At 70.6% G+C, this 23,266-nt stretch carries 18 protein-coding genes; 6 read left to right on the top strand and 12 right to left on the bottom strand.

Going from position 1 to position 23,266, the window contains the following annotated elements; translation table 11 throughout:
- Nucleotides 1–83: 83 nt before the first annotated feature.
- Nucleotides 84–2,396: an excinuclease ABC subunit UvrA gene (locus ACFQVD_RS11235; protein WP_343982225.1), complete on the bottom strand. Its 2,313-nt coding sequence runs from the start codon at nt 2,394–2,396 to the stop codon at nt 84–86.
- A 76-nt stretch (nt 2,397–2,472) separates the two neighbouring features.
- On the opposite strand from ACFQVD_RS11235, the gene ACFQVD_RS11230 reads away from it, so the two are divergent.
- Nucleotides 2,473–3,264: a TetR/AcrR family transcriptional regulator gene (locus tag ACFQVD_RS11230; protein WP_343982228.1), complete on the top strand. Its 792-nt coding sequence runs from the start codon at nt 2,473–2,475 to the stop codon at nt 3,262–3,264.
- A gap of 117 nt (nt 3,265–3,381) precedes the next feature.
- On the top strand, nt 3,382–3,579 hold the full coding sequence (locus ACFQVD_RS11225; protein WP_343982231.1) for a DUF6203 family protein: 198 nt from the start codon (nt 3,382–3,384) through the stop codon (nt 3,577–3,579).
- Nucleotides 3,580–3,703: 124 nt separating this feature from the next.
- Here ACFQVD_RS11225 and ACFQVD_RS11220 read toward each other — a convergent pair whose 3' ends face one another.
- Nucleotides 3,704–4,471, bottom strand: a complete 768-nt coding sequence (locus ACFQVD_RS11220; RefSeq protein WP_343982235.1) for a HalD/BesD family halogenase — start codon at nt 4,469–4,471, stop codon at nt 3,704–3,706.
- 159 nt (nt 4,472–4,630) lie between these two features.
- Between ACFQVD_RS11220 and ACFQVD_RS11215 the strand changes: the two genes are divergently transcribed.
- Nucleotides 4,631–6,556: a B12-binding domain-containing radical SAM protein gene (locus ACFQVD_RS11215; protein WP_343982238.1), complete on the top strand. Its 1,926-nt coding sequence runs from the start codon at nt 4,631–4,633 to the stop codon at nt 6,554–6,556.
- Nucleotides 6,557–6,664: 108 nt separating this feature from the next.
- Here the strand turns inward: ACFQVD_RS11215 and ACFQVD_RS11210 are convergent, their stop codons facing one another.
- Genes ACFQVD_RS11210 through ACFQVD_RS11200 form a run of 3 tightly spaced genes read right to left on the bottom strand, consistent with a single transcriptional unit; the run spans nt 6,665 to nt 12,042 of the window.
- Nucleotides 6,665–9,991, bottom strand: coding sequence for a non-ribosomal peptide synthetase (locus tag ACFQVD_RS11210; RefSeq protein WP_364153474.1), 3,327 nt, complete (start codon nt 9,989–9,991; stop codon nt 6,665–6,667).
- A 12-nt stretch (nt 9,992–10,003) separates the two neighbouring features.
- On the bottom strand, nt 10,004–11,236 hold the full coding sequence (locus tag ACFQVD_RS11205; protein WP_343962638.1) for a cytochrome P450: 1,233 nt from the start codon (nt 11,234–11,236) through the stop codon (nt 10,004–10,006).
- Complete coding sequence (locus tag ACFQVD_RS11200; protein ID WP_343962640.1) at nt 11,233–12,042, bottom strand: FkbM family methyltransferase; 810 nt, start codon at nt 12,040–12,042, stop codon at nt 11,233–11,235. The genes ACFQVD_RS11205 and ACFQVD_RS11200 overlap by 4 nt, the downstream gene beginning before the upstream one ends.
- A 70-nt stretch (nt 12,043–12,112) precedes the next feature.
- On the opposite strand from ACFQVD_RS11200, the gene ACFQVD_RS11195 reads away from it, so the two are divergent.
- On the top strand, nt 12,113–13,480 hold the full coding sequence (locus ACFQVD_RS11195) for an MFS transporter (RefSeq protein WP_343962642.1): 1,368 nt from the start codon (nt 12,113–12,115) through the stop codon (nt 13,478–13,480).
- A 2-nt stretch (nt 13,481–13,482) separates the two neighbouring features.
- Here the strand turns inward: ACFQVD_RS11195 and ACFQVD_RS11190 are convergent, their stop codons facing one another.
- From ACFQVD_RS11190 to ACFQVD_RS11180, 3 genes are read right to left on the bottom strand one after another with little or no spacing between them, the layout of a single operon-like run.
- Nucleotides 13,483–14,238, bottom strand: a complete 756-nt coding sequence (locus ACFQVD_RS11190) for a thioesterase II family protein (protein WP_343962644.1) — start codon at nt 14,236–14,238, stop codon at nt 13,483–13,485.
- Complete coding sequence (locus ACFQVD_RS11185; RefSeq protein WP_364153480.1) at nt 14,235–15,974, bottom strand: non-ribosomal peptide synthetase; 1,740 nt, start codon at nt 15,972–15,974, stop codon at nt 14,235–14,237. The genes ACFQVD_RS11190 and ACFQVD_RS11185 overlap by 4 nt, the downstream gene beginning before the upstream one ends.
- 12 nt (nt 15,975–15,986) lie before the next feature.
- Nucleotides 15,987–16,697 carry an LmbU family transcriptional regulator gene (locus ACFQVD_RS11180; RefSeq protein ID WP_343962648.1) on the bottom strand — a complete coding sequence of 237 codons (711 nt, stop codon included), beginning with the start codon at nt 16,695–16,697 and terminating at the stop codon, nt 15,987–15,989.
- A 275-nt stretch (nt 16,698–16,972) separates the two neighbouring features.
- Here ACFQVD_RS11180 and ACFQVD_RS11175 point away from each other — a divergent pair, with 275 nt between their 5' ends.
- Nucleotides 16,973–18,379, top strand: coding sequence for a cation:proton antiporter domain-containing protein (locus ACFQVD_RS11175; protein WP_343962650.1), 1,407 nt, complete (start codon nt 16,973–16,975; stop codon nt 18,377–18,379).
- Nucleotides 18,380–18,386: 7 nt separating this feature from the next.
- Here ACFQVD_RS11175 and ACFQVD_RS11170 read toward each other — a convergent pair whose 3' ends face one another.
- From ACFQVD_RS11170 to purF, 4 genes are read right to left on the bottom strand one after another with little or no spacing between them, the layout of a single operon-like run.
- Nucleotides 18,387–19,415, bottom strand: a complete 1,029-nt coding sequence (locus ACFQVD_RS11170) for a hypothetical protein (RefSeq protein WP_343962652.1) — start codon at nt 19,413–19,415, stop codon at nt 18,387–18,389.
- A gap of 40 nt (nt 19,416–19,455) precedes the next feature.
- A complete protein-coding gene (locus ACFQVD_RS11165) occupies nt 19,456–20,697 on the bottom strand; it encodes a DegT/DnrJ/EryC1/StrS family aminotransferase (RefSeq protein ID WP_343962654.1) in 1,242 nt (413 codons plus the stop codon).
- Nucleotides 20,694–21,404, bottom strand: a complete 711-nt coding sequence (locus ACFQVD_RS11160) for a class I SAM-dependent methyltransferase (RefSeq protein ID WP_343962656.1) — start codon at nt 21,402–21,404, stop codon at nt 20,694–20,696. Before ACFQVD_RS11160 ends, ACFQVD_RS11165 begins: the two co-directional genes overlap by 4 nt.
- 32 nt (nt 21,405–21,436) lie before the next feature.
- A complete protein-coding gene (gene purF, locus ACFQVD_RS11155; protein WP_364153487.1) occupies nt 21,437–22,936 on the bottom strand; it encodes an amidophosphoribosyltransferase in 1,500 nt (499 codons plus the stop codon).
- A gap of 120 nt (nt 22,937–23,056) precedes the next feature.
- Here purF and ACFQVD_RS11150 point away from each other — a divergent pair, with 120 nt between their 5' ends.
- Nucleotides 23,057–23,260: an MbtH family protein gene (locus ACFQVD_RS11150; RefSeq protein WP_030915629.1), complete on the top strand. Its 204-nt coding sequence runs from the start codon at nt 23,057–23,059 to the stop codon at nt 23,258–23,260.
- The last annotated feature ends 6 nt before the right edge of the window (nt 23,261–23,266 follow it).

The raw sequence follows: 23,266 nt of genomic DNA, 5'->3' as shown, positions 1-23,266 counted from the left end.
CAGCAATTCACCCGGCGGGATTGTCTCCGCTCTGACAACCCGGCGGGGGAGGCGCTCCGGGCCGCTGAGCGCGGTCAGCGATGTCACCGCTTCCCGGTCGACGTCTGGTTCCTCCCCAGGTAGGTACGCAGGTGCCGGGCGGTGAGCGAGTCCCCTTCCGAGACCAGGTCCGCGGGAGTGCCGGTGAAGACCACCCGGCCGCCGTCGTGGCCGGCACCCGGGCCGAGGTCGATGATCCAGTCGGCGTGGGCCATCACCGCCTGGTGGTGCTCGATGACGATGACCGTGTTGCCGTCGTCGACCAGCCGGTCCAGCAGGGCCAGGAGCTGGTCCACGTCCGCCAGGTGCAGGCCGGTGGTCGGCTCGTCCAGCACGTACGTGGTGGCCTTCTCCGCCATCCGGATGGCCAGCTTGAGCCGCTGCCGTTCGCCGCCGGACAGGGTGGTGAGCGGCTGGCCCAGGCCGAGGTAGCCCAGGCCCACGTCGGCGAGCCGGTCCAGGACGGCGCGGGCCGGGCCGGAGGCGAAGAAGTCGCGGGCCTCGGCCACCGACATGGCCAGCACCTCGCTGATGTCCTTGCCGCGCAGCTTGTGGGTGAGCACCTCGGGGGTGAACCGTCTCCCCTCGCACTGCTCGCACACCGACGCCACCCCGGCCATCATCGCCAGGTCGGTGTAGACCAGGCCGATGCCCTTGCAGTTCGGGCAGGCCCCCTCGGAGTTCGCGCTGAACAGGGCGGCCTTGACCCCGTTGGCCTTGGCGAAGGCGGTGCGGATCGCATCGAGCAGCCCGCTGTAGGTGGCCGGGTTGCTACGGCGCGACCCCCGGATCGGGGCCTGGTCGACCACCGCGACGTCGTCCAGGCGGTGGAGCGAGCCGTGGATCAGCGAGCTCTTGCCCGAGCCGGCCACGCCGGTGACCACGGTCAGCACGCCCAGCGGAATGTCGACGCTCACGTCTTTCAGGTTGTGCAGGCGGGCGCCGGTGATGGACAGCCGCCCGCTGGGCTGCCGTACCTTCTCACGCAGGCGGGCCCGGTGGTCCAGGTGGCGGCCGGTCAGGGAGTCCGACGCGCGCAGCCCGGCCACGTCGCCGGTGAAGCAGATCCGCCCGCCGGACGAACCGGCTCCGGGGCCGAGGTCGACCACGTGGTCGGCGATCTCGATCGTCTCCGGCTTGTGCTCGACCACCAGGACCGTGTTGCCCTTGTCGCGCAGCCGGAGCAACAGGCCGTTCATCCGCTCGATGTCGTGCGGGTGCAGGCCCACCGTGGGCTCGTCGAAGACGTAGGTGACGTCGGTCAGGCTGGAGCCCAGATGCCGGACCATCTTCACCCGCTGGGCCTCGCCTCCGGACAGGGTGGCCGATTCGCGGTCCAGGCTCAGGTAGCCCAGGCCGATCTCGACGAGCGAGTCCAGGGTGTCGCGCAGGGTGGCGACCAGCGGCCGTACCGACTCGTCCTCGATGTCCCGGACGAAGTCGGCCAGGTCGCTGATCTGCATGGCGGCGCAGTCGGCGATGTTGCGTCCGTTGATCTTCGAGCCGAGCGCGGCGGGGTTGAGCCTGGTGCCGCCGCACGCCGGGCAGTCGGTGAACGTCACGGCCCGGTCCACGAACGCCCGGATGTGCGGTTGCATCGACTCGCGGTCCTTGGCGAGGTAGAGCCGCCGCACCTTGACCAGCAGCCCCTCGTAGGTGGTGTTCATGGTGCCGATCTTGATCTTGGTGGCGGGTCTGTGCAGGAAGTCCTCCCACTGGGCCGGGGTGTAGTCCTTGAGCTTGACGTCGCGGTCGAAGTACCCGGAGTGGGCGATGTTCTGCCAGTACCACGAGTCCACATTGAAGTTCGGGACGGTGATCGCCCCCTCGTTGAGCGAGAGGTCGGTGTCGACCAGCTGGGAGACGTCGACGTCCGACACCCGGCCTAGCCCCTCGCACCCCGGGCACATGCCCTCGGCGCTGTTGAAGCTGAACGCGGTCGAGGTGCCGACGTGCGGGGTGCCGATCCGGCTGAAGACGATCCGCAGCATCGTCTGCGCGTCGGTCGCCGTGCCGACCGTGGAGCGGGAGTTGGCGCCCATCCGCTCCTGGTCGACGACGATCGCCGCGCTCAGGTTGCGCAGCGCGTCGACGTCGGGCCGGCCGAGGCTGGGCATGAACGACTGGACGAAGGCCGTGTAGGTCTCGTTGATCAGCCGCTGCGACTCCGCGGCGATGGTGCCGAAGACGAGGGAGGACTTTCCGGAGCCGGACACCCCGGTGAAGACGGTGAGCCGGCGCTTGGGAATGTCCAGCGAGATGTCGGCCAGGTTGTTCTCCCTGGCCCCGCGGACCTCGATCACGTCGTGGCTGTCCGCGGCGGCGCCGTGGTCGTCGGTGGGGGTGAAGGGGGACACAGACCTTCTCCTTGATATCCTTAGGGCGTAAAGAGATAGCCCGGCAAAGTTAGTTTATGCCGTAAGGAGTGGCAAATTGGTGGTCTTCGCCGGCCAGGGCGACGCGCGCCGTTCGATGGCCCTGCTGTGGCGTGCCGACAGCCCGGCGCAGGGACGGCCTGGACCGAAGCCCGCTCTGAGCGTGGACGAGATCCTGGACGCGGCCGTCGCCATCGCCGACGGGCAGGGGATGGCGGCGCTGTCCATGCGCGCGGTGGGCGAACGGCTCGGCCGCACCGCGATGGCCCTCTACACCTACGTGCCCAGCAAGAGCGAGCTGGTCGACCTGATGTACGACCGGGTCCTCGCCGAGCTGCCCGTCTCCTACGAGCTCGGGGCGGGCTGGCGGGCGGCCGTGACCTCCTGGGCGGGGCAGATGTGGGCGTTCTACCTGCGCCACCCGTGGGTGCTGCAGGTCTCGCAGGCGCGCCCGGTGCTGGGTCCCAACGAGTACGTCATGCTGGAGACGGTGCTGCGGATCCTCCGTGAGACGGGTCTTACGGCCGGGGCGCTGCGGCGTCTCGTCGGGGTGCTGTTCCACTTCGTGCGCGCGGCGGCGCAGACGGTCGCGGAGTCGCGCCAGGCCCCGGCGGCGACCGGGATGTCCGACGAGGAGTGGTGGTACGCCCGCTCGGCCGTGCTGGAGGAGGTCGCGCCGGACTTCGCCGAGCGGTTCCCGACGCTGACCTGGCTGGACGGCGAGGGCGCCTACCAGTCCGAGGACGAGAGCGTGCCCTACCTGGAACAGGAGGCCAAGGAGACCTTCGCGGCCGGTCTCGCCGTCCTGCTGGACGGCATCGAGGCGGCGATGGGCAGAGCCGGTCTCTGACCACCTGCGCGCTCCACGCCGGTCACGGTCTCCGTGCGGCCGGGAACCCTCCGGTTCCAGCCGCGTAGGGGAAGCCGAGGTCGCCTAATCAGGCCGTCTCGGGGCAGGGACAGTCCTATGAAAAATTTTCTCAAGGCCGTGGTGGCACGCCGGCTGGTCCGTACCCCGATCGGTCTGGCGATCCTGGCGGCGGGCTGGTTCATGGGACGGCGGCGCAGGCAGCGCGCGCTGAGACGGGGGGAGGAGCCGGACGGGGTGCGACGAGATGATTCGCGCGGGCGCGCGGTTCCGGTCCGTTCCGGTCGCAGGCGCTGATGACTCACCGCGTCCGCCGTACGACAGGGTTCGCCGCGTGGCCATGTGCGGCCGTCCGGTCGGTGTCCCGAAAACAGGCGGGACGGCCCGGTCGTCGACCGGGCCGTCCCGCCCGTCCCGAAGCTCAGTTGAACATCGCCTCCATGGTCTCGTGTGACTGCTCCTTCTTCGCGTCGGACTCGCTGCCCCAGCAGGTGTTGAGGATGATCCGGGTGCGGTCCTCCGACAGCGGCACCGTGCGGTGCAGCGTCGTGTCGGAGCGCAGGAAGTAGATGTCGCCGCTCTGGTGGGCGTAGGTGCTGATCGGGTAGCGGATGAGGTGGTCGTGGACCCGGGGGTCCTCCTTCACCCAGTTGGTGTGCGGAACGCACTGGAGCATGCCGCCGTACTCGCTGCTCGGCGCCTCCAGGATCCAGATGAGGGTGAAGCTGAAGTCGCCCCAGTGCCAGCCGTGGGTGTCGCCCTGCTTCTCCTGGCGGATGATGACGTACTTCTCCTCGTCCCAGGGGCAGTTGACGACGGGCTCGTTGGCCAGCCGGCCCAGGAAGTCCTTGAGGGCGGGGGAGTCGTAGAGCTCCGGGATCAGGGAGCTGTCCTGGGCGATGGACTGCTGGCTGACCGTGCTCATCTTGCGCGGGGAGTTGCTGGTCTCCTTGAGGTTGATGTCGATCCGGCGCGCGTGCAGGTCGAGCAGGCGCTCCACCTCGTCCGAGACGAGATCCTTGACCTCCTCGGAGACCACGTTCCGCAACTTGACGTAGCCGTTCCTGCGGAAATCATGGGAGAATTTGCGGATTTCCCAGGGGTCCTGAAAGGTCTTTTCGAGATGCTCCGCGATCCGGTCGTCGAGTGAGAGCGTCCCGAGGCCGGTCTCGTAGTCGTGAGTCGGCATACGGTTTCTCCTCCGTGGTTATCGAGGTTTCCAGAACCGTAACACGCGAGTGGTGTCCGCAATTAGTGTGCGTTGTCCGTCCGGTCCCCCTGTGAAAGCATGAGCGGATTCCATCCGATCGGCTTCAGAAATTACTCGGACTACGCAGGGACGAGCGTCATGAACACCAAAGTCACATTCGTCGAGCTGTCTGCATTCGAGGCCATCCTGCCCCTTGCCTCCGGTTACATGCAGGCTTACGCGCAGCATGATCCGGAGGTGGGGTCGCGATGTGATTTCGAGATCTTCTCCGCCCCGGTGTCCGCGGACAGAAAGGAGGTGATCGCAGAACTCCTGGAAAAGCGCAGCGACGTCTACGCCATCAGTTGCTACATCTGGAACATCGGATTCGCGCGCGCGGTGCTGGCCGCGCTGCACGAGCGTCTCCCGGCGGCCCAGTTCATCCTCGGCGGCCCCCAGGTCATGCTGCACGCCGAGGAGTACGTCGCCCCCGAGCAGGAGAACGTCGTCGTCTGCAACGGCGAGGGCGAGAAGACGATGCTGCAGTACCTGCGCCAGGTGATCGGCGACGACCCCGACTTCTCGGCCGTCGACGGGATCAGCTTCTGGCGGTCGGGGGAACTCGTCACCACCGAGGCCGCCGAGCGGGTACGCGACCTGATGGAGGTGCCCTCGCCCTTCACCTCCGGCGTCTTCGAGGAGGGCAAGTACACCACCGCCATCCTGGAGACCAATCGAGGATGCCCGTTCAGCTGCGGTTTCTGTTTCTGGGGCGCGGCGACCAACGACAAGGTCCACAAGTTCGAGGACCAGCGGGTCCGCGACGACATCACCTGGATCAGCAAGCACGACTTCGTGTCGATCTTCATCGCGGACGCCAACTGGGGCATGGCCCCGCGCGACGTGGAACTGACCCGCCACCTGGTGGAGTGCAGCGAGGAGAACGGCTACCCGGTGATGGTCTCGATGGCCGCGGCCAAGAACAAACCCGACCGGATGGCCGAGATCACCGAGATCCTCGTGCGGGGAGGACTGCTGACCAGCCAGCCCATCTCCCTGCAGTCGATGAGCTCCAGGACCCTGGAGCTGGTCGACCGCTCGAACATCAAGCCCGCGACCTACACCGAGCTGCAGAGAACGCTCAGGGAGAAGCGCATCAGCTCCTACATCGAGCTGATCTGGCCGCTTCCCGGAGAGACCCTGGAGTCATACAAGGAGGGAATCGCAGAACTGTGCCGGCTCCGTGCCGACACGCTCATCGTCTATCCGCAACTCCTGCTGCACAACACCTCGATATATGCCAAACGGGAGCTTCTCGGAGTGCAGGTGGAACGCGTTCCCAGTGACGTCACGGAGGCCGACGTGGTAGTCGGCACCAACTGGGTCAGCCGCGCGGAGTGCGAGCGTGGCACATGGTTCTACTACGCCGTCCACTCGCTCTACAACCTACGCGGCCTGTATTACCTCGCCAATTATCTGGAGAGGTCCGGAACAAGGCGGCTGGAGGATTTCTTCACCGATGCCGCGACGTATTTCGAGAGCCGCACCGACACCGAGGTCGCCGGTTTCTTCCGCGATTCCGTGCAGAAACTCTGGAACTATGACTTCCATAATTTCGGGATGGTCGCGCACCTCGTCCTGCACTCGCACCGCGAGGAGTTCGACGGACTGCTCGTCGACTTCGCCCGCGGTCAGTCCTGGTGGCGGGACGCCGGTGCGCGGGCCGCGTTCGAACTCGACCTGCTGGCCAGGCCCTACATCTACCTGGCCAGGCCCAGGCCGCCGGGCTACGACTTCACCGAGCTGCGCGTCGAGCCGCACGGGAAGACGGCCTCGGTCGTCGACATGCCCGCCGACCTGGCCGCCCTCCTCATCGACCTCGACGTGACCGGCCTGGAGGTCGGCCGGGAGCCTCTCACCCGGCTGGTGCTCGATCACCCGCGCGGGCGGAAGCTGCCCTTCATGCCCGAGCGCAGCCTGGAGCACAACGCCTCCTACTGCCAGGGCATGGTGCTGCGGCTGCGGGAGTACCTGCCCACCTGGCGGCCGGAGTCCGAGGTCGCCGCGCTGCCGGGCCGCCGCTGAGCCGCCTCGGCCGGGCCGCGTAGGGTCCGCGCACGACGAGGGCCGTGAGGATCATCCTCACGGCCCTCGTCGTGCGCGGGCATCCCGCCCGGCGGGATGCCCGCGGGCTCAGACCCCGGCCTTCGCCTCGGCCTTGGCCGACGCACCGTCCACCGCCTCGGCGAAGTCGGCGAGCACGGGGTTCTCGAACAGCACCCTGATCGGCACGTTCACGGTGAACGTCTCCCGTACCCGGGTGATCACCTGCGCGGCCACCAGGGAGTGACCGCCGATCTCCAGGAAGTCGTCCTCCCGGGCGACTCGCCTGAGCTTCAGCACCTCGGCCCAGATCCCGGCGATCGTCTGCTCCGTCGGTGTCCGCGGCGCGTCGAAGTCGTCCTCGCCGCCCCCGTCGCCGTCCATGCCGCCCTGGCCGGGTTCCGGCAGTGCCTGGCGGTCCACCTTGCCCGAGGAGGTCAGCGGCATCGCGTCCAGCGTCAGGTAGGAGGCGGGCAGCATGTACGCGGGCAGCGAGCCCTGCAGGAACCGGTGCAGCTCGCCGGTCAGGCCGCTGCGGTCGGCGATGATCCTGGAGGCGTCGTCGAGCACGACGTAGGCGACCAGCCGGTCGTCACGCACGACGACCGCCGCCTCGCGGACGCCCGGGTAACGGGTGATCGCCGCCTCGATCTCGGCCGGTTCCACCCGGAAACCGCGGATCTTCACCTGCGCGTCGACCCGGCCCACGTACTGCAGCCGGCCGTCGGGCAGGTAGCGGGCCAGGTCACCGGTGCGGTAGAGCCGTGCCCCCGGAGGGCCGTACGGATCGGGCATGAACGACCGCGCGGTCATGCCGGGCCTGCCCCGGTAGCCGTGGGCCAGACCGGCGCCGCCGACGTACAGCTCCCCGGGCACACCGGCCGGGAGCGGGTTGAGCCAGCGGTCCATCACGTAGGTCCTGAAGTTGGCCAGTGGCCGGCCGATCGGCGGGGTGTACGCCGCGGCGGGGTCGCACGCGCCCATCGTGGCGCACACGGTCGTCTCCGTCGGCCCGTAGGCGTTGACGAACCTGCGACCCGGCCCCCAGGTCCGCACCAGCCCGGTCGGGCACTGCTCGCCCGCGACCACCATCAACCTGACCGTGCCCAGCTCGTCGCCCCTGAGCGTGCTGAGGAACGTCGGCGGGAAGGTGGCCGCGGTCACGCCCTGGTCGCTGATGACCTTCGCCGTCTCCTGCGGGGTCATGCCCGAGGGGTCCAGCACGCACAGCGCCGACCCGTTCAGCAGCGCCATCGTGATCTCCCAGATCGAGGCGTCGAAGCTGAGCGAGGCGAAGAGCGCCACCCGGTCGTCGGGCGTCAGGGAGAACTCCCGTGACAGGGCCGAGGCGAGGTTGCTCACGCCGCGGTGCGGCACCTCCACCCCCTTGGGGTGGCCGGTCGATCCCGAGGTGTAGATGAGGTAGGCGATGGCGTCGGGCGCGGGCGTCACGCCGGGGCCGGTGGCCGGCTCCTCCGCCTCGATCGCGCTCCACCCGGTGTCCAGCTCGACCGTGCGCACCCGGCCGCCGCGCACCCGGCCGGCGTGCTCGGCCACGGTCAGGACCAGCCCGGTTCCGCTGTCGTCCAGGATGTGGCCGAGCCGGTCGGGCGGCAGCGCCGGGTCCAGCGGCAGGTAGACGCCGCCGGACTTGACGGTGCCGAGGAAGGCGACGAGCGCCTCGGCCGAGCGGCCGGTCATCGAGCCGACGACCTGGCCCGGCCGTATCCCGTCGCGGATCAGCCGGTGGGCCACCCGGTTGGCGCGCTCGTCCAGCTCACGGTAGGTCAGCCGCCGCTCGCCGCAGAGCACCGCGAGCGCGTCGGGGGCGGCGGCGGCGCGCGCCTCGAACAGCGCACCGATGCTCGCCCCCTCGTCGAAGGGGGTCTCGGTACGGTTCCATTCGGCGACCACCAGCCGCAGTTGCTCGGCGTCCAGCAGGGACAGGCGCGAGATGGGCCGGGCGGGGTCGCTCACGGCGTCGGTCAGGAGCGTGACGTACTGCTCGGCCCTGGTCCTGGCGCCGGGCGCGTCGAACAGGTCGAGCGCGTAGCGCAGCTCGCCCTCCAGCGAGCCGGGTACCAGGACCAGCGCCAGATCCGAGGCCAGCGGGAAGCGGTCCGCCACCAGCTCCGAGGTTCGCACGCCGGGCAGTCGCAGCGCGCTCCAGGCCGGGGCGGCCTGGTCGAACTCCGCCTGGTAGAGCGGCCGCACGCCGCTGGAGGTGTCCAGCCGCAGTTCCTCGGCGAGCCGGTGCGCCGGGTAGGAGCCGTGCGCGGCCGCCCCGTCGAGCGCGTCACGCACCCGGGCGACGACGGTGGCGAACGACGGGTCGCCCGCGCAGCCGATCCGGATCGGGAACACCGGGGCGCGGCCGTCGCCGGGCACGGGTACGCCGACCACCACCTCGTCCTGTCCCGACCAGCGGCACAGCGCGACGGCCCAGGCGGCCAGGGTGACGGCCCGGGTGTCGGTGTCGGTGCGGGGGGTGGCCGCCTCGGCCTGCCCCGACCAGCGCGACAGCGCCATCGCCCGCGCGGCCTGGGTGACGGCCCCATTGACGGCCCCGGTGACGGCCCCGGTGACGGCTCTGTCACCGAGGCCGGCCTCGCGTGCGAGGGCCTCGGCCCGCGCGACTGTCTCCGGCGGGACGCCGAAGGTCACCCGGGCGCCCGTGAGGCCCGGCACGGCGGGCCGGCCGCGGTCGGCGGGCAGGTCGAGGGCGGGGGGCGTACCGTCGAGCCGGTCACGCCAGTAGGCGAGATCGGCGGCGTCGCCGGCCTCCGTGGAGGGCGCGGCGCGACCGTTCGAACCGGCCGCGGGGGAGGCGTCGCCGGCGGCGCGTCCGCCGGAGGACGCGCCGGGGGAGCCGTGGTCGCCTGCGGAGACGCCGCCGGACGTGTGCCCGTCGGGGGAGAGGCCGTCGCGGGCGGCGGGGGAGCCGATCGCGCTCTGGTAGGCCCGGGAGATCTCCCCGGCGAGACCGGTCAGGACGCGCTCGTCGGCCACCAGCCGGTGCGCCGTCAGGACGAGCGCGTGGTCGTCGTCGGCCAGCCGGGCCAGGGCGATCCGGAGCGGCGGCCCCGCTTCGAGGTCGAGACCGCGGTTGGCCTGCTCGGAGACCAGGCGCGCCAGCGACTCCTCGCGGCGGCCCGGTTCGTGCCTGCCCAGTTCCACCGGCCGGGGAACGGCGACGGGCACGGTCGCGGGCTCGGTTGCGGGCACGGGGCCACCCGGCGGTGCCGGCCGTAGGTCCTCGCGCGCCTCCAGCACGTCCTCCAGCGCGGCGGTCAGGGCCTTCTCGTCCAGCGGCCCGCGTAGCCGTGCGGCGAGGGTGACCTGGTCGGTGTGGTCACCGGCGGATTTCGCCCGGTAGGACCTCCACTCGCTCCGCTGGATCGGCGACATGTCCGGCATGGGGTGCTCCAATCAGTGCCCTGCGTGGTCGAGTTCGAGATGGACGGGGACGCGGTCGACGCCCCACATGAGGTTCGAGCGCAGCCGCTTGACCGGCCCGGTGAGTTCCATATGGGCCACCCGGCGGGTCAGCTCCTCCAGCAGCACGCGCAGTTCGAACCTGGCCAGCGCCGCGCCGATGCACAGGTGCCTGCCGAGGCCGAACGTGAGATGCCGGTTGGGGGTGCGGCCGACGTCGAAGCGGCGCGCGTCGGGGAAGGCGTCCTCGTCGCGGTTGACGGCCGGGTGCCACACGCTGACCCGCTCACCGGCCCGGATGATCTGTTCTCCGATCCTCGTGTCGCGCAGCGCGGTGCGCATCACGTTGAGGCTGGGGGCGGTCCAGCGCAGCACCTCCTCCACGGCGGTCGGGATGAGCGAGGGGTCCTCGCGCAGTCGCCGCCACTCGCCGGGGTTCTCCACCAGGGCGATGACGGCTCCCGCCGAGGCGTGCCTGGTCGTCTCGTTGCCTCCGGTGATGAGGCCGTTGATGTTGAGCAGGATCTCCTCGTCGGTGAGGGGCGTTCCGTCGATCCGGCCGCGGATCAGCACGCTGATCACGTCGTCGCCGAGGTCGCCGCGCCGTTCGGCCAGCAGGTCGGCGTAGTACGCGAAGATGTTGGCGTTCGCCTCGGCCTTCTCCGCGTCGGAGATGACGTCGTCGGAGGTGGCGGAGCCGAACGCGGTGCGCGTCCACTGGATCATCAGGTCCCAGTCGGCACGGGGCACGCCCAGCAGTTCGCAGATGACCGAGAGCGGTAGCCTGCCCGCCACCGTGTCGACGAAGTCGAAGGAGTCCCTGGGCGCGTTCTCCTCCAGCATCCCGCCCACCGTCTCGCGCATCGCGCCTTCGAGGCGGCGCACCACCCGGGGAGTGAGCGCGGGGTTCATCACGTCGCGCAACTGGCTGTGGCGGCCGTCGGTGACGATGAGCATCTTGCCCGCGGCGGCGCGGGCGGCGGCCTCGGTCTGCCCGACCTGCATTCCCCGCTCGGAGGTGAAATTCGTCTTGTCGAGATAGACGGCCACGCCGTCGGCGTATTTGGTGAACGCCCAGAAACTCGGCCCCGCCGGCCTGGAGTTCCAGAAAATCGGCCGATGCTCCTGCAGGTAATGCAGGACACCGAGGCCGGAGTCGGGTGCCGTGTAGATGTCCGGGTCGGCGAGATCCAGCTCGTTCAGGTCAACCGTCGTGTCCACTGTCATGTGGAATTCCTCCGTGCGTACACATCAAAGATGTCCGTGTTCCTCAGCAGGGGATCCTGGCCGATGTCGACCTGGAATCCACGGCCGGTGAGATCGTCGCGTACGGATGCCAGCCTGCCGTCGATGTCATGGACCTGCATGACGATTTGGTCGACCGCGTCCCAGTCATCGGGGGCGATTCCAGCCAGCACATCGCACTCGGCTTTCTCGACGTTGATTTTCAGCAGGCCGATACGGTGCACGCCCTCGGCGGCCATCACCTCTGAGATCGTCCGCACCCGGCACTCCTGCTCCTCGGTGACGTGCCTGCCCTCGGCCATGTCCGTCACGTCCTCGGGAGCGAACCCGCTGTTGGCCAGGAAAGTCCTGGTCACCTCCGCATCGTGGCCGACGTCCGTGTACATCCCGGACATCGCGGTGGTCTCCGGATAGACGGTGAGAGTCGCCGTTCCCGGGGTATGGGAGAGCGCGCAGTCGAACGCCTTGGCGTTCAGGCCGTGGGCGGCCAGATTCGCGCACAGCGCGTCGTAAAGCGGCCGGGCAGGCTCGAAGGCAAGAATTCGAGTGCCCGGACATTCCCAGTGAAACGCCAGCGCTGCGATTCCTATGTTAGCGCCCACGTCGAACACCGTCATTCCCGGCTCAAGGCGCACGTCGTGTCTGAAGTAACTTCTGTCGCCCACGATGCTGCGATACTGCAGGCTGGTCTCGGCGGGATTGAGCTGGAATACCACATGTCCGTCCGGCAGTGTCATCTGGCGTACCCGCTGATTGTTTTCCAGGATGCCTCTCCGCTGATTTCGCATATCATCACCCTTAACAAAAAGCTTATTCCAGTCAACCAGAGGTGAAACCCGACAGGGACGGAATGATCTTATGGACACGCAGAGAACGGAAGTCAGGGCGCCGACGGAAAAGCCGCCCTCGCTCTGGCGCAATCCCGACTTCAACCGGCTCTGGGCCGGTCAGTCGATCTCGGTCCTCGGCTCCGAGCTGACCACCCTGGCTTTGCCGCTGACCGCGATCCTCATGCTGCAGGCCAGCTCCCTCGAGGTCGGTCTGCTCAACACCATGCGCACGATCGCCGCGCTGCTGCTGACGCTGATCGCCGGTGTGCTCATCGACCGCTACCGGCGCAGACCCCTCATGGTCGGCGCCGACATCGGGCGGGCCGTGGTCGTGGCCCTGATCCCGATCACGGCCTTCGCCGGGTTCATGGACATGTGGGTGCTCTACGTGGTCGCCGTGGTGGTCGGTGGCCTCTCGGTGGTCTTCGAGATCGCCTACGCCGCCTACATGCCGACGCTGCTGAGCGAGGAGCAGCTGGTGGCCGGCAACAGCCGGATGGCGGCGACCGAGTCGGTGGGCGCCATCGCGGGCTCCAGCGCCGGAGGCGTGCTCATCGACCTGTTCCGGCCGGCGTACGTGATGCTGGGAGACGCGATCTCCTTCCTGGTCTCCGCCTTCGCCCTGTCGCGCATCCGTCACGTCGAGCCGCCCGTCGAGCGCCAGGACAGCGGCGGGCGCGGCGCCGTCGCGGCGATGCTCCACGACATCAAGCACGGCCTGAGGGTCACCTACCGCAACGCCTACGCCCGCCCGCTGATCCTCAACTCCGCCGGGGCGAACTTCGGGTCGATGATGATCCTGACCCTGTTCATCCTCTACGCGGCCAGGGAGCTCCAGCTGTCGGGCACCTGGATCGGCTTCATCTACGCGGTGGGCAGCATCGGCGGCGTCATCGGCGCCGTCTTCGCGGGCAAGCTGTTCGAGAAGCTCGGCTACGGGCGCGGCATCATGACCGCCCTGATCGCGTTCCGGGTGCTGTGCTTCACGCCGTTCGTGGCCGGTCCGCAGTGGCTGCAGATCACCCTGTTCTCGGTGATCTGGTTCGTCACGGTGTTCGGCGTGGTGGCCGGGAACATCGGCCAGCTCACGCTCTTCCAGTACGTGATCCCCAACCACCTGCGCGGCCGGGTCATCGGCGCGAGCCGCGCGGTCTACCTCGGCATCCTGCCGCTGGCCGCGATGCTGGCCGGGGTGCTGGGCGAGCTGATCGGGGTCAAGCCCGCCATCTACGCCGGTGCCGCGTTCCTGCTGCCCTGGATCATCCTGCTCTTCCTGTCGCCGGTGCCGAACCTGCGCAGGCTGGAGGACGCCGAGATCCTGCAGGACATCGAGGAGCCGGCAGCGGAGCCCGCGGGAGAGCCCGCCGGGAGGCCCGGCGGGCGCGAGGACACCTGAGGTCAACCCGGGACGCGCGCGGACATGCTCCGCGCGATCTCGTCGAGCAGGGCGGCGGGCGCCTGGAGGTAGCTCCAGTGCCCGCCGTCCAGCACGGTGTGGCGGGTCCGGCCGTAGAACTCCCAGCCGCCCATCTGCTCAGGGGGGATCTGCGTGTCCCCCGACCAGCCGATCGCGGTGATCGGGCACGGCAGCTCCACCGGGTCGGTCCGCTCGAAGCGGCCGTAGGCGGCCACGTCGGCGCGCATGACGCTCGCGGCCATCTCCACCAGTTCGGGCAGCGGCTCCGCGCCGCGGGCCCGCATGAGATCCGACACCAGCGCGCCCACCTGCTCCTCGTCGAGCCGCAGGATGCTCGGCCACGACGCCCGGTGCGGAGGGACCATCGAGGAGGCGAACAGGTGGCTGGGCAGCGGGCCGCCGCGTTCCATGAGCAGCAGTGTCGCCTCGTAGCCGATGAAGACGGTGCCGCAGTGGCTGATGAAGCCGAACGGCCGGTCCAGGTAGGGCTCCAGGCCCTTCAGCATCTCGGCGGCGACCTCCGCGTAGCTCTCGAACGACGGCTCGCGCAGCCGGTTCTCCCTGCCGGGCAACTGCACCGGGCACAGCTCGATCCCGTCCACCTCGGCCGGCCACCCGTGGTACATCGACGCCCCGGCACCCGGGTAGGGCAGGCACCACAGCCGCGCCCTCGCCTCGGGGTCGGGGGCGCGCAGCAGCCACGTGGGGCGGCTCCTTCTCCGCCTTCTCTCGGTCATCGTGTGCTTCCTTCCGCCCTGATGGTCTGGATGAGGGTCTCGGGCGTCGGTGCCCTGAGGAACTCGCGCAGCCGGATCCGCACGCCGTAGCGGTTCCCGACCGCCTCGACGAGACGGGTGGCCGACAGGGAGTCGCCGCCGGAGCGGATGAAGTGGTCGCCCAGCGCGCCGCGTGCGCCGAGCGCCCGCTCCCACAGCTCCAGCACTCCCGCCGTCACCGGGTCCGCGCTCCTCTCACGTCCGCGTGTGGCCTCCCCCCACGAGGGCGCGGGCAGGGCACGGCGGTCCACCTTGCCGGCCGCGTTCAGCGGCAGCCGCTCCAGTGCCGTCCAGGCGGTCGGAACCATCGGCTCGGGCAGCCGGGCCGAGGCGAAGGCGCGCAGTTCCCCGATCTCGAACCGGGCACCGTCCGCGGTACGGCTCGGAGCGCCGGCCTCCGGAGTGACGGGATGAACGACGTAGGCGCACAGCCGCAGGTCGCCGTCGGGGCCCGGCACGCCCGTGACCACGCACTCGCGCACTCCGGGGTGCCGGAGCAGCACGGCCTCCACCTCCGCGGGTTCCACCCGGTGGCCGCGGATCTTGACCTGCGCGTCGACGCGGCCGTGATGCTCCAGCCGCCCGTCAGGCCGTTCCCTGACCAGGTCACCGGTCCGGTAGACGCGGCCTCCCCCACCGGCGGGGTCGGGCAGGAAGCGCTCGGCGGTGTGGGCCGCCTCGCCCAGGTAGCCGCGGGCCAGCTCTGGGCCCGACACGAACAGCTCGCCGATCTCGCCCGCCGCGACCGGCCGCAGGTCCGAGGTCAGCACGCCTGCGCCGACCTCGGGCCAGGCGCGTCCGATGGGGGGACGGGCCCGCCTGGCGGCCTCGTCGGCGGTGGCCGAGGTGCAGCGGTCCTCCAGCGGTACCAGGCAGCTGGTCACGCCGTTGGCCTCGGCGGAGCCGTACTCCACCGCGACCTCGAAGGGCAGGTCGGGGGCGGGCCACACGCGCACCGCGTCGCTGCCGACCGTCATGAGCCGCAGCGACGTCTCCGCCGGCCACGGCAGGCCGTACAGCGGCTCGGCGAGCGGCATGTTCACGTACGCGCGGGTGATTCCCGAGGCGACCATCCAGTCACGCAGCTCGGAGGGTGAGCCCGAGGTCGCCGGGTCGGCGACGTGCACGCTCGCACCCGAGCAGAGATAGGGCCACAGTTCCACCACCGAGACCGACGAGGCCGGGGGAGCCAGCCAGCTGGAGCGGTCGGCGGGGGTGATGCGGTAGGCCTCGGTGTGGGTGGCGACCCGGTGGGCGATCGCCCGGTGGGTCACCCCGACGAGCTTGGGCCGCCCGGTCGACCCGGAGGTGTGCACCGCGTACGCGAGCTGGTCGGGGTGCGCGGGGATGCCTGGCCCTTCATTGGAGGGGGCGGCGCCCAGGGGGCCGTCGATCACCACGGGACAGTCGTCGAGCACCGGGGCGAGGCGGTCCTCGGGCCAGCCGGGGTCGAGCAGCACCGCCGTGCCGCCCGCCTTGCAGACGGCCAGCAGCGCGACGAGCAGCTCGGGGGAGCGGTCCAGCCGTAGCGGGACCGGCGTCTCGGGGCCGACGCCGCCGCGCAGGAGCGACCGGGCCAGGCCGTTGGCGCGGGCGTCGAGTTCCCGGTAGGTAAGCAGCACGGCCCCGGAGACCAGGGCCGTGCTGTCCGGCGCCTCGAGCGCCCGCCTCTCGAACAGGGTGTGGACGACGTCCACCTGTCCCTCCGTTCACCCGGCCTTGGCGTCGTGGACGCCGCGGACGGGGATCTCGCCGGTGGCGACCTGGTTGAGGATGAGCCTGGCCCACTCCTCCACGCTGCGGTTCATCCGGCGGGCCGCGTCACGCCACGACTGCTCCTGGTCGGCGGGCACGTCTATCTGGATCACGGCCTTCTGCCTGGCGGTCTCCGCGGTCCGGCCGGAGAGTGCGGCGGCACGGTGCGCCTTGATCTGGCTGCGAAGACGGTTGCGGGACCAGTTGAAGCGTTCCGCACGGTCCAACCAGAGCGTCTGCTCGTGCTCGGGGAGCGCGGCCACCTCCGCGTGGTGCTGGAGGCTGAGCCTGTCTCGCCGGCGGGATACCGGGAAACGCCGGGCGACCCAGGCGTAGTTGCGCAGGGTCTGGATGTCGAGGGAGCTCTCCTCGACCGCCCTCTTGTAGCGGTCGGTGTACTCGTTCTCGCCGTAGACCAGCCAGTCGCCGAGCCACCAGGCGGAGGAGTCGGCGATGAGGGAGATCTGGTGGCCGATCCGGCGCCAGGTGTCGAAGGGGAGGCTCACCGGGAGCTGGAGCCCGGTCCGCCGCGGCTTGGCGGACGCGTCCAGGGCGAGTTTGGAACCCTGGGAGGGGGTGGCGCGCGGGCTGGGGACGGGTGGTCTGTCATCACGTGGGGGCGGCGCCTGGCGGTTCGCCTCTCGGTTGGGGGAGAGCACCTGCATGCGACTTTTCCTCCGGATTTCTGTGCATGTGGAGTGAGTCAGGTCGGTACCTTACCCACGGTTTTCGGTAGCGCACTTTCGATCATGAGTAATTTCCAGATGTCCTTTCCGGGGTGCGACGGAAAGCTGGAACCGGGTCGATGACCAGCGGAATCTTCATTGTTCTTGGCGATTATTTTTGTTCTGTGATATGCGCGCCCAGGAAAAACGCGACCTCTCGGAAACGGAATTGGTTCATGACTTATCCAGGGTTTCGGTCCACTGATAAGCGCACGGTGCGTCATTTCGTGATCGCGTACGGTCTCGCCGTCGTGCTGCCCGCCGTGCTGGCGCTGCTGATGCTGGGGTTCGACGCGGGGACGGCCACCGGCCCCGTCCCGACGCCATCGGTGGGGGTGGGCCGGCAGCAGCAGGTGCCGGCCACGCCCCTGCTGCTGTTCTCCATCACCGTGGTCGTCGCGCTGGCCCATCTCGGCGGGGCCGTGCTGAGGCGGCTCGGCCAGCCCCGGGTGATCGGGGAGATGGCCGCCGGCATCGTGCTCGGCCCCTCCCTGCTCGGCGCCGTCTGGCCCGAGGCGTACCGCGTGCTGTTCCCCGGCGCCGTCATGCCCTACCTGAACCTGCTGGCCCAGTTCGGACTGGCCTTCTTCATGTTCCTGGTCGGGCTGGAGCTCCGCGGTGACCTGTTGCGCGGACGGGGTCGGATCGCACTGCTCTGCGGCCAGGCGAGCGTGGCCATCCCGTTCGCGCTCGGGGTCGCGCTGGCCCTGCTGATCTACGCGCCGCTGGCGGCCGCGCCCGTCGGGTTCCCGGTCTTCGCGTTGTTCGTCGGCGCCGCGCTGAGCGTCACCGCCTTCCCCGTGCTGGCACGGATCCTGCTGGAACGCGGGCTCTTCCACACCCCGACCGGGGCGCTGACCATCACCTGCGCCGCCATCGCCGACGTGACCGCGTGGTTGCTGCTGGCCGTGGCGATCACCATGGCCAGAGGCTCCTCACCCGCCGAGGCGCTGCGCACGCTCGGTCTCACCGCGGCCTTCGCCGCCGTCATGGTCGGGGTGGTACGGCCGCTGCTGGCCCGGCTGCTGCGCCGGGGGCTCTCCCAGGAGGCGACGCTGCCCGTCGTCATCGTGGGTCTGCTCGTCTCGGGGCTGCTGACCGAGCTGATCGGCATCCATCTGATCTTCGGCGCGTTCCTGTTCGGTGTCCTGTTCCCGCGCGACGGTGACGTGCGGCTGAGGCGGGTCCGCGAGCGCACGCAGGACTTCACCACGTCATTCCTGCTGCCGCCCTTCTTCGCCTTCGTCGGGCTCAACACCCAGATCGGGCTGCTCGGCCAGGAGGCGACGAGGTGGGGCTGGTGCCTGCTGATCCTCGCGGTCGCGGTGGCGGGCAAGATCGGCGGAGTGGCGGCCGCCGCCACGCCGCTGGGCGTGCCCTGGCGGGAGTCCGCGCGGCTCGGGGTGCTGATGAACTGCCGGGGCGTGACCGAGCTGGTGATCCTGAGCATCGGCCTCGGTCTCGGCATCATCACCCAGGCGCTCTTCACCATGCTGGTGATCGTCGCGCTGGTCTCCACCGCCGCGACCGCGCCCCTGCTGGAGTCGCTGGACCGCCGGGACGCACGGCGCGATCGGAAGGCGGGGGAAACGGCTGAAGCCAGGGTCCGCCGGTCCGCCTGAGCGGCCTTCAGGAGGCGCGGGGCAGCACCCGGGGCTCCGCGCCCAGCTCGCGCAGCTTGGCGCGGACCTCGCCGGGACTCTCCCCGGCGACGGTGAGCCGGGAGGTGGCGAACACCTCGCCGTCGGCGTCGGTGATCGGGGCGCCGCTGTAGGGGACCTCGCCGCTGAAGCGGGCGGCGCAGAGGTGGTCGCGAAGCTCGGGCCTGGCGTGCAGGGAGAAGATCGGCAGCCGGGTGGCCATCGCGGCCAGCCGCATGGTGCCCGACACCCGGGGGTTGATCTCCAGCAGGTGCACCTCGCCGGCCGGGGTCAGCAGGAACTCCGCCTCCAGGTAGCCGTGCGCCTCGGCCAGGTCGGCCAGCCGCTTGCCCACCGCCCGCAGCTTGCGGTCCCAGGTGCCGCCGAGCGCCGGGTCGGGACAGAGCCGCAGCCGCTGCCACGGCGGCACCAGGTCCTGGGTGGTCGGCCCCTTCCACACCGGCGGGAAGGTCGCCGTGCCGTGCTCGTCACGGTAGATCAGCACCGAGTACTCGACCCCGTCGACGTACAGCTCGCCCAGCTCGTTGGGGGCCAGACGGCACTCGTCCGCGCGGGCCAGCCGGGTGCCGACGCTCTGCGTCCCGTGCCGGTCCTTGATCACCACGGGGGTGTCGGGGCCGGCCTCGGGCAGCGGCTCACCGGCCCGCGCCCACGGTGGGGAGACCAGGCGGTAGCGGTCGAAGAACTCCTTCATCAGGATCTTGTCGCTGCCCAGCGAGGCGCAGAGCCGCGACTGGCACTCGGCCCGGTGGCCGAGCTCGCGGAGCCGGAACGCGAGCAACTGGTCGCGGCCGAGCGTCGCGTGGCTGGAATGGAAGATCACCGTCGCCCGCGGGGCCCGGCCGATCGCCTCCAGCAGCGGGGCCACGTCCACGCCGGCGTCCTCCCCGGTGAAGACGGTCCGGTCCCCGGGGGCGAGGTCGACGAAATGGCCGAACCAGCTCTCCAGGCTGGCGGGGGCGACGGCATGAATGACGGGAAACGTCTGTCGGCTCATTTGGATTACTCCGGAATCGACGCTGGAAACATGGGCGACGTTACGCGGTACGGGCCATCGAGAATGCGTCGCCGTAAGCCTCCAGATACGCGTCGACCAGCGGCGAATTCTGTTCCCAGAGGAAATTCACCGGCAGTTTCATCCATCGGGCGAACAATTCCGCGGAACGCGGGAACGGGCGGTCGTTCACCGTGGCCGCGGCCCGGACCGCGGCGGCGACCTGGGGTGACCAGTCAGGCGCGGTGCCCTGGAAGAGGGGGAAGACGTGCAGCGGCCGGGTGGCCGGGGCGCGCACCTTCAGACCGCGCTCCTGGCCGGCCGCCACCAGGCCGTCCCTGCTGAACGGGCACTCCGGCGTCACCTCGACGACCCCGTCGTACCACGCGCCCATCGTGACGCCCTCGGCGACGGGGGAGGGGCGCACCCCCGGCAGCTCGCCGAGCCCCGAAGACAGGGCCGACACGTTGGCCACCCGGTGCTCCACCAGCTCGTCCAGCCGGTCGAGGTGGCTCTGGGCCAGCACCGCGCCGGGCGTGGAGATGCGGAAGTTGCCGCCGAGACCGGTCAGCAGGAACGGCCGGTAGCGGACGGCGTCGATGGTCAGGTCGGTGCGGTGCCGGAAGTTGGTCAGCAGGCAGGCGCGGGCGAAGACGTCCTCGGAGTCGGTCAGCAGCATGCCGCCCATGCCCCCGGAGACCAGCTTCCTGCCGCCCACACTGAAGATCGCGACATCGCCCAGGGAGCCCACCGGCCGGGAGCGGAAGGTGGAGCCGTGGGCGTGCGAGCAGTCCTCGACCAGGGCGAGCCCGCGCCGGGAGGCCACCGCCCGCAGGGCGTCCATGTCGCAGCTGTGGCCCCACAGGTGGGTGACGACGATCGCGACGGTACGCGGCGTGACCAGTGCCTCCACGGCCGAGGGGGCCACGTTCCCGGTGGCGTCGCCCGCGTCGCAGAGCACCGGCACCGCGCCCAGCAGGAACAGCGGCGAGGCGGTGCTGAAGAACGTGAGGTTCGGGACGATCACCTCGTCACCGGGGCCGATGCCCAGCGCGAAGTAGGCGGCCAGCAGTCCCGCGGTACCCGAGGTGAGCGCCAGAGCGTGGGCACGGCCGTGCCGCTCGGCGAACGACCGCTCCAGCCCGGCCAGTTCGGGCCCGTAGTCGTAGTCGAACGTGCGCCCCCGCGTCACCAGCTCGGCGACCCTGGCCGCCACGCCGTCGTCGTAGACCGGCCATTCGAGCGGGTGCGGCGGGCCCGCGAGTCCACCTGCCGGCGAGCTCACGCGTCCACCCCCCGGCGCGCCACCAGCCTGGTCACCGCGTGGGTGTGCGGCTCCTCATGGCCGGTGTGGGTGTGGGTGGAGTCGGTGTCGGTGGCGCTCAGCACGGTCCATCCGTCGTACCTGGCGAGGTACCAGTCGTGGGGCAGCAGGACCGGCAGGCGCATCTCGCCGGCGGGAGGCCGATAGGCGTGGCCGCCGTTGAACATCAGCAGGGCGTTGACCCCTCCCGGGGAGGTCGCGGCCTGGAGCCTGGCGATGACGTCGGCCACCTGTCCCTCGTCCCGCAGCCAGTGCAGGACGCTGCACGCCAGCACCCCGTCGAACGAGCCGGGCGCGAGCCGGGTGGTGCGCGCGTCGCCCCGGCGCCACTCGATCCCCCCGGCCCCACCGCCGGTACCGCCCCAGGCCCGCGCGCCGTTCTCCAACGCGGCGGCCGACATGTCCATCGCCAGCACCCGCGCGCCCCGCTGGGCGAGCCGCACCGCGTTGCGCCCCTCGCCACACCCCACGTCGAGCACCGTGGGCGCGCCCGCGCCAGGTGGAGCGGAGGGCGGAGCGATCTCCTCGGGTGCCGGGGGCAGCGAGAGCGCGTCCGCCAGGGTGTCGGAGATCCCGTCCGGCCTGCGCCCCCACAGGCAGGTGGTCCGGGTGTAGCGGGCGTCGCAACCACCGTCGTCGTAGCCGTTCGTTTCTGGTTCTTGGCTCATCTGGCGGAGGCTAGGCGCGGCCCTGAGCACCGTCAACGGAGGCGGGCGGCCGCCGTGCGCCGCGGGGCCGGCACGGTTACGAGCCTCGACTTGTCGCGCGCCGGGCTCACCCGGGTGGGGTAGTCGCCGGTGATGCACCCCTCGCAGAGACCCTCGCCCGCCGCGCTCCCCAGCGTGTGCCGCATGCCCGCCACCGACAGGTACGCCAGGCTCGTCGCGCCGATGATCCGGCACACCTCCCCGCTCTCGCGCCCGGTCGCCACCAGCTCACCGGTGTCGACGAGGTCCACCCCGTAGTGGCAGGGCGCGATCAGCGGCGGCGCGGCGATCCGCACGTGCACCTCGCTCGCCCCCGACTCGCGCAGCAGTGCGACGATGCGCCGCATGGTGGACCCGCGCACCATCGAGTCGTCGACCACCACGACCCTGGCCCCGTCCACCGGCGCGCCGACGGAGAACTTGCGCCGCAGCTTGCGTTCACGTCGTCGCAGGTCGGGTTCGATGAACGTCCTGCCCACCTGCTCGTCACGGACCAGCGCCCCGGCCAGCGGCAGTCCGGCGGCCCGCGCGTACCCGCGGGCCGCCGGCACGCCGGAGGCCGGGACGGCCACGACCAGGTCGGCGTCCGCCGGGGACTCCAGCGCCAGCCGCTCGCCGAACGCCACCCGCGTCGCGCCGGTTCTGGTGCCGCCGATCCTGGAGTCCTGCCTGGTCAGGTAGAGGTGCTCGAAGACGCAGAAGCTGCGCGGGGCGGGCTCCGCCACGCGGTGCGTCCCGGCCGGGCGGCCGTCGCGCAGCACCAGTACCTCGCCCGGTTCCACCTCCCGCTGCTCGGTGCAGCCGAGCGCGTCAAGGGTGCAGGTCTCCGAGGCGACGACGGCCCTGCCCTCGGCGAACCCCGCCACCAGGGGACGCAGGCCGTGCGGATCCCGGAAGGCCACGAGATGGTCGCCGACGGCGCACACCACCGAGTACGCGCCCCGCAGCACCCGCGTGGCCCGCGCGACCCCGGCCACGATCGGGCCGGTGTCCGCGGGGTGCCGGTCCTTCGGGCCGGGTGCGGTGCCGAGGAGCGTGCCGGGTGTCTCGCCCGTGCCGGCGAGCAGGGCGAGGATGATCTCGGAGTCGCTGGTCGAGCGGAACCCGTACCCTTCGCGGCCGAGCCGGGCGCGCAGCTCGGCGGCGTTGGTGAGGTCCCCGTTGTGCGCCACCGCGATGCGCCGTGCCTCGTGCACGAAGGGCTGGGAGTTCTCCGGCACCGTGGCGCCGGTGGTGGAGTACCGGGTGTGGGCGACCGCCACCCTTCCGGCCCGCCAGGCGGACAGGCCGTCACGGGCCGGGTCATCGTCGGGCGGGTCACCACAGGCCGAGCGCGAGGCGAAACCGAGCGCCCGCCGGACCCGCACGCCGCCGGGGCCGGCCACCGCGATGCCCCAGGACTCCTGGCCGCGGTGCTGCAGGGTGACGAGCCCGTCGAAGGCCGGTTGCCCGGCCGTTCCTTCGATAACGGATACGCCGACTATTCCGCACATACGCCGCCCCTTCAAAACCCTAACATTTCCCGAAAAATGTGTTAAATCGCTTCTGTCTGGCCATGGCATTGTTCTGATGGCAGGCCCTATCGAATGATGAATGAAGCGAAGGAGACCAGAATGGCGGAGAACGCCGAGTACACGGTGGTGCGCAATCACGAGGAGCAGTACTCCATCTGGTGGACCGACCGTGACATTCCCGAGGGCTGGCGGAGCGTCGGCCACAGCGGCACCCGCGAGGAGTGCCTGGCCCACATCGAGGAGGTCTGGACGGACATGCGCCCGCTGAGCCTGCGCCGGTGGATGGACGGCGAGCGGTCCTGACCCGCG

The organism is Streptosporangium amethystogenes subsp. fukuiense (assembly GCF_042665875.1).
Lineage (GTDB): Bacteria > Actinomycetota > Actinomycetes > Streptosporangiales > Streptosporangiaceae > Streptosporangium > Streptosporangium fukuiense.
Note: the sequence above shows the minus strand (reverse complement) of the source record. Positions and strands in the feature narration are given on the sequence as shown.

Bases quoted from the DNA above. Each gene is read 5' to 3' on its own strand.
- ACFQVD_RS11225 (WP_343982231.1), top strand. From the start codon at position 3,382: ATGAAAAATTTTCTCAAGGCCGTGGTGGCACGCCGGCTGGTCCGTACC.
- ACFQVD_RS11220 (WP_343982235.1), bottom strand. From the start codon at position 4,471: ATGCCGACTCACGACTACGAGACCGGCCTCGGGACGCTCTCACTCGAC.
- ACFQVD_RS11215 (WP_343982238.1), top strand. From the start codon at position 4,631: ATGAACACCAAAGTCACATTCGTCGAGCTGTCTGCATTCGAGGCCATC.
- ACFQVD_RS11210 (WP_364153474.1), bottom strand. From the start codon at position 9,991: ATGCCGGACATGTCGCCGATCCAGCGGAGCGAGTGGAGGTCCTACCGG.
- ACFQVD_RS11205 (WP_343962638.1), bottom strand. From the start codon at position 11,236: ATGACAGTGGACACGACGGTTGACCTGAACGAGCTGGATCTCGCCGAC.
- ACFQVD_RS11200 (WP_343962640.1), bottom strand. From the start codon at position 12,042: ATGCGAAATCAGCGGAGAGGCATCCTGGAAAACAATCAGCGGGTACGC.
- ACFQVD_RS11195 (WP_343962642.1), top strand. From the start codon at position 12,113: ATGGACACGCAGAGAACGGAAGTCAGGGCGCCGACGGAAAAGCCGCCC.
- ACFQVD_RS11190 (WP_343962644.1), bottom strand. From the start codon at position 14,238: ATGACCGAGAGAAGGCGGAGAAGGAGCCGCCCCACGTGGCTGCTGCGC.
- ACFQVD_RS11180 (WP_343962648.1), bottom strand. From the start codon at position 16,697: ATGCAGGTGCTCTCCCCCAACCGAGAGGCGAACCGCCAGGCGCCGCCC.
- ACFQVD_RS11170 (WP_343962652.1), bottom strand. From the start codon at position 19,415: ATGAGCCGACAGACGTTTCCCGTCATTCATGCCGTCGCCCCCGCCAGC.
- ACFQVD_RS11160 (WP_343962656.1), bottom strand. From the start codon at position 21,404: ATGAGCCAAGAACCAGAAACGAACGGCTACGACGACGGTGGTTGCGAC.
- purF (WP_364153487.1), bottom strand. From the start codon at position 22,936: ATGTGCGGAATAGTCGGCGTATCCGTTATCGAAGGAACGGCCGGGCAA.
- ACFQVD_RS11150 (WP_030915629.1), top strand. From the start codon at position 23,057: ATGGCGGAGAACGCCGAGTACACGGTGGTGCGCAATCACGAGGAGCAG.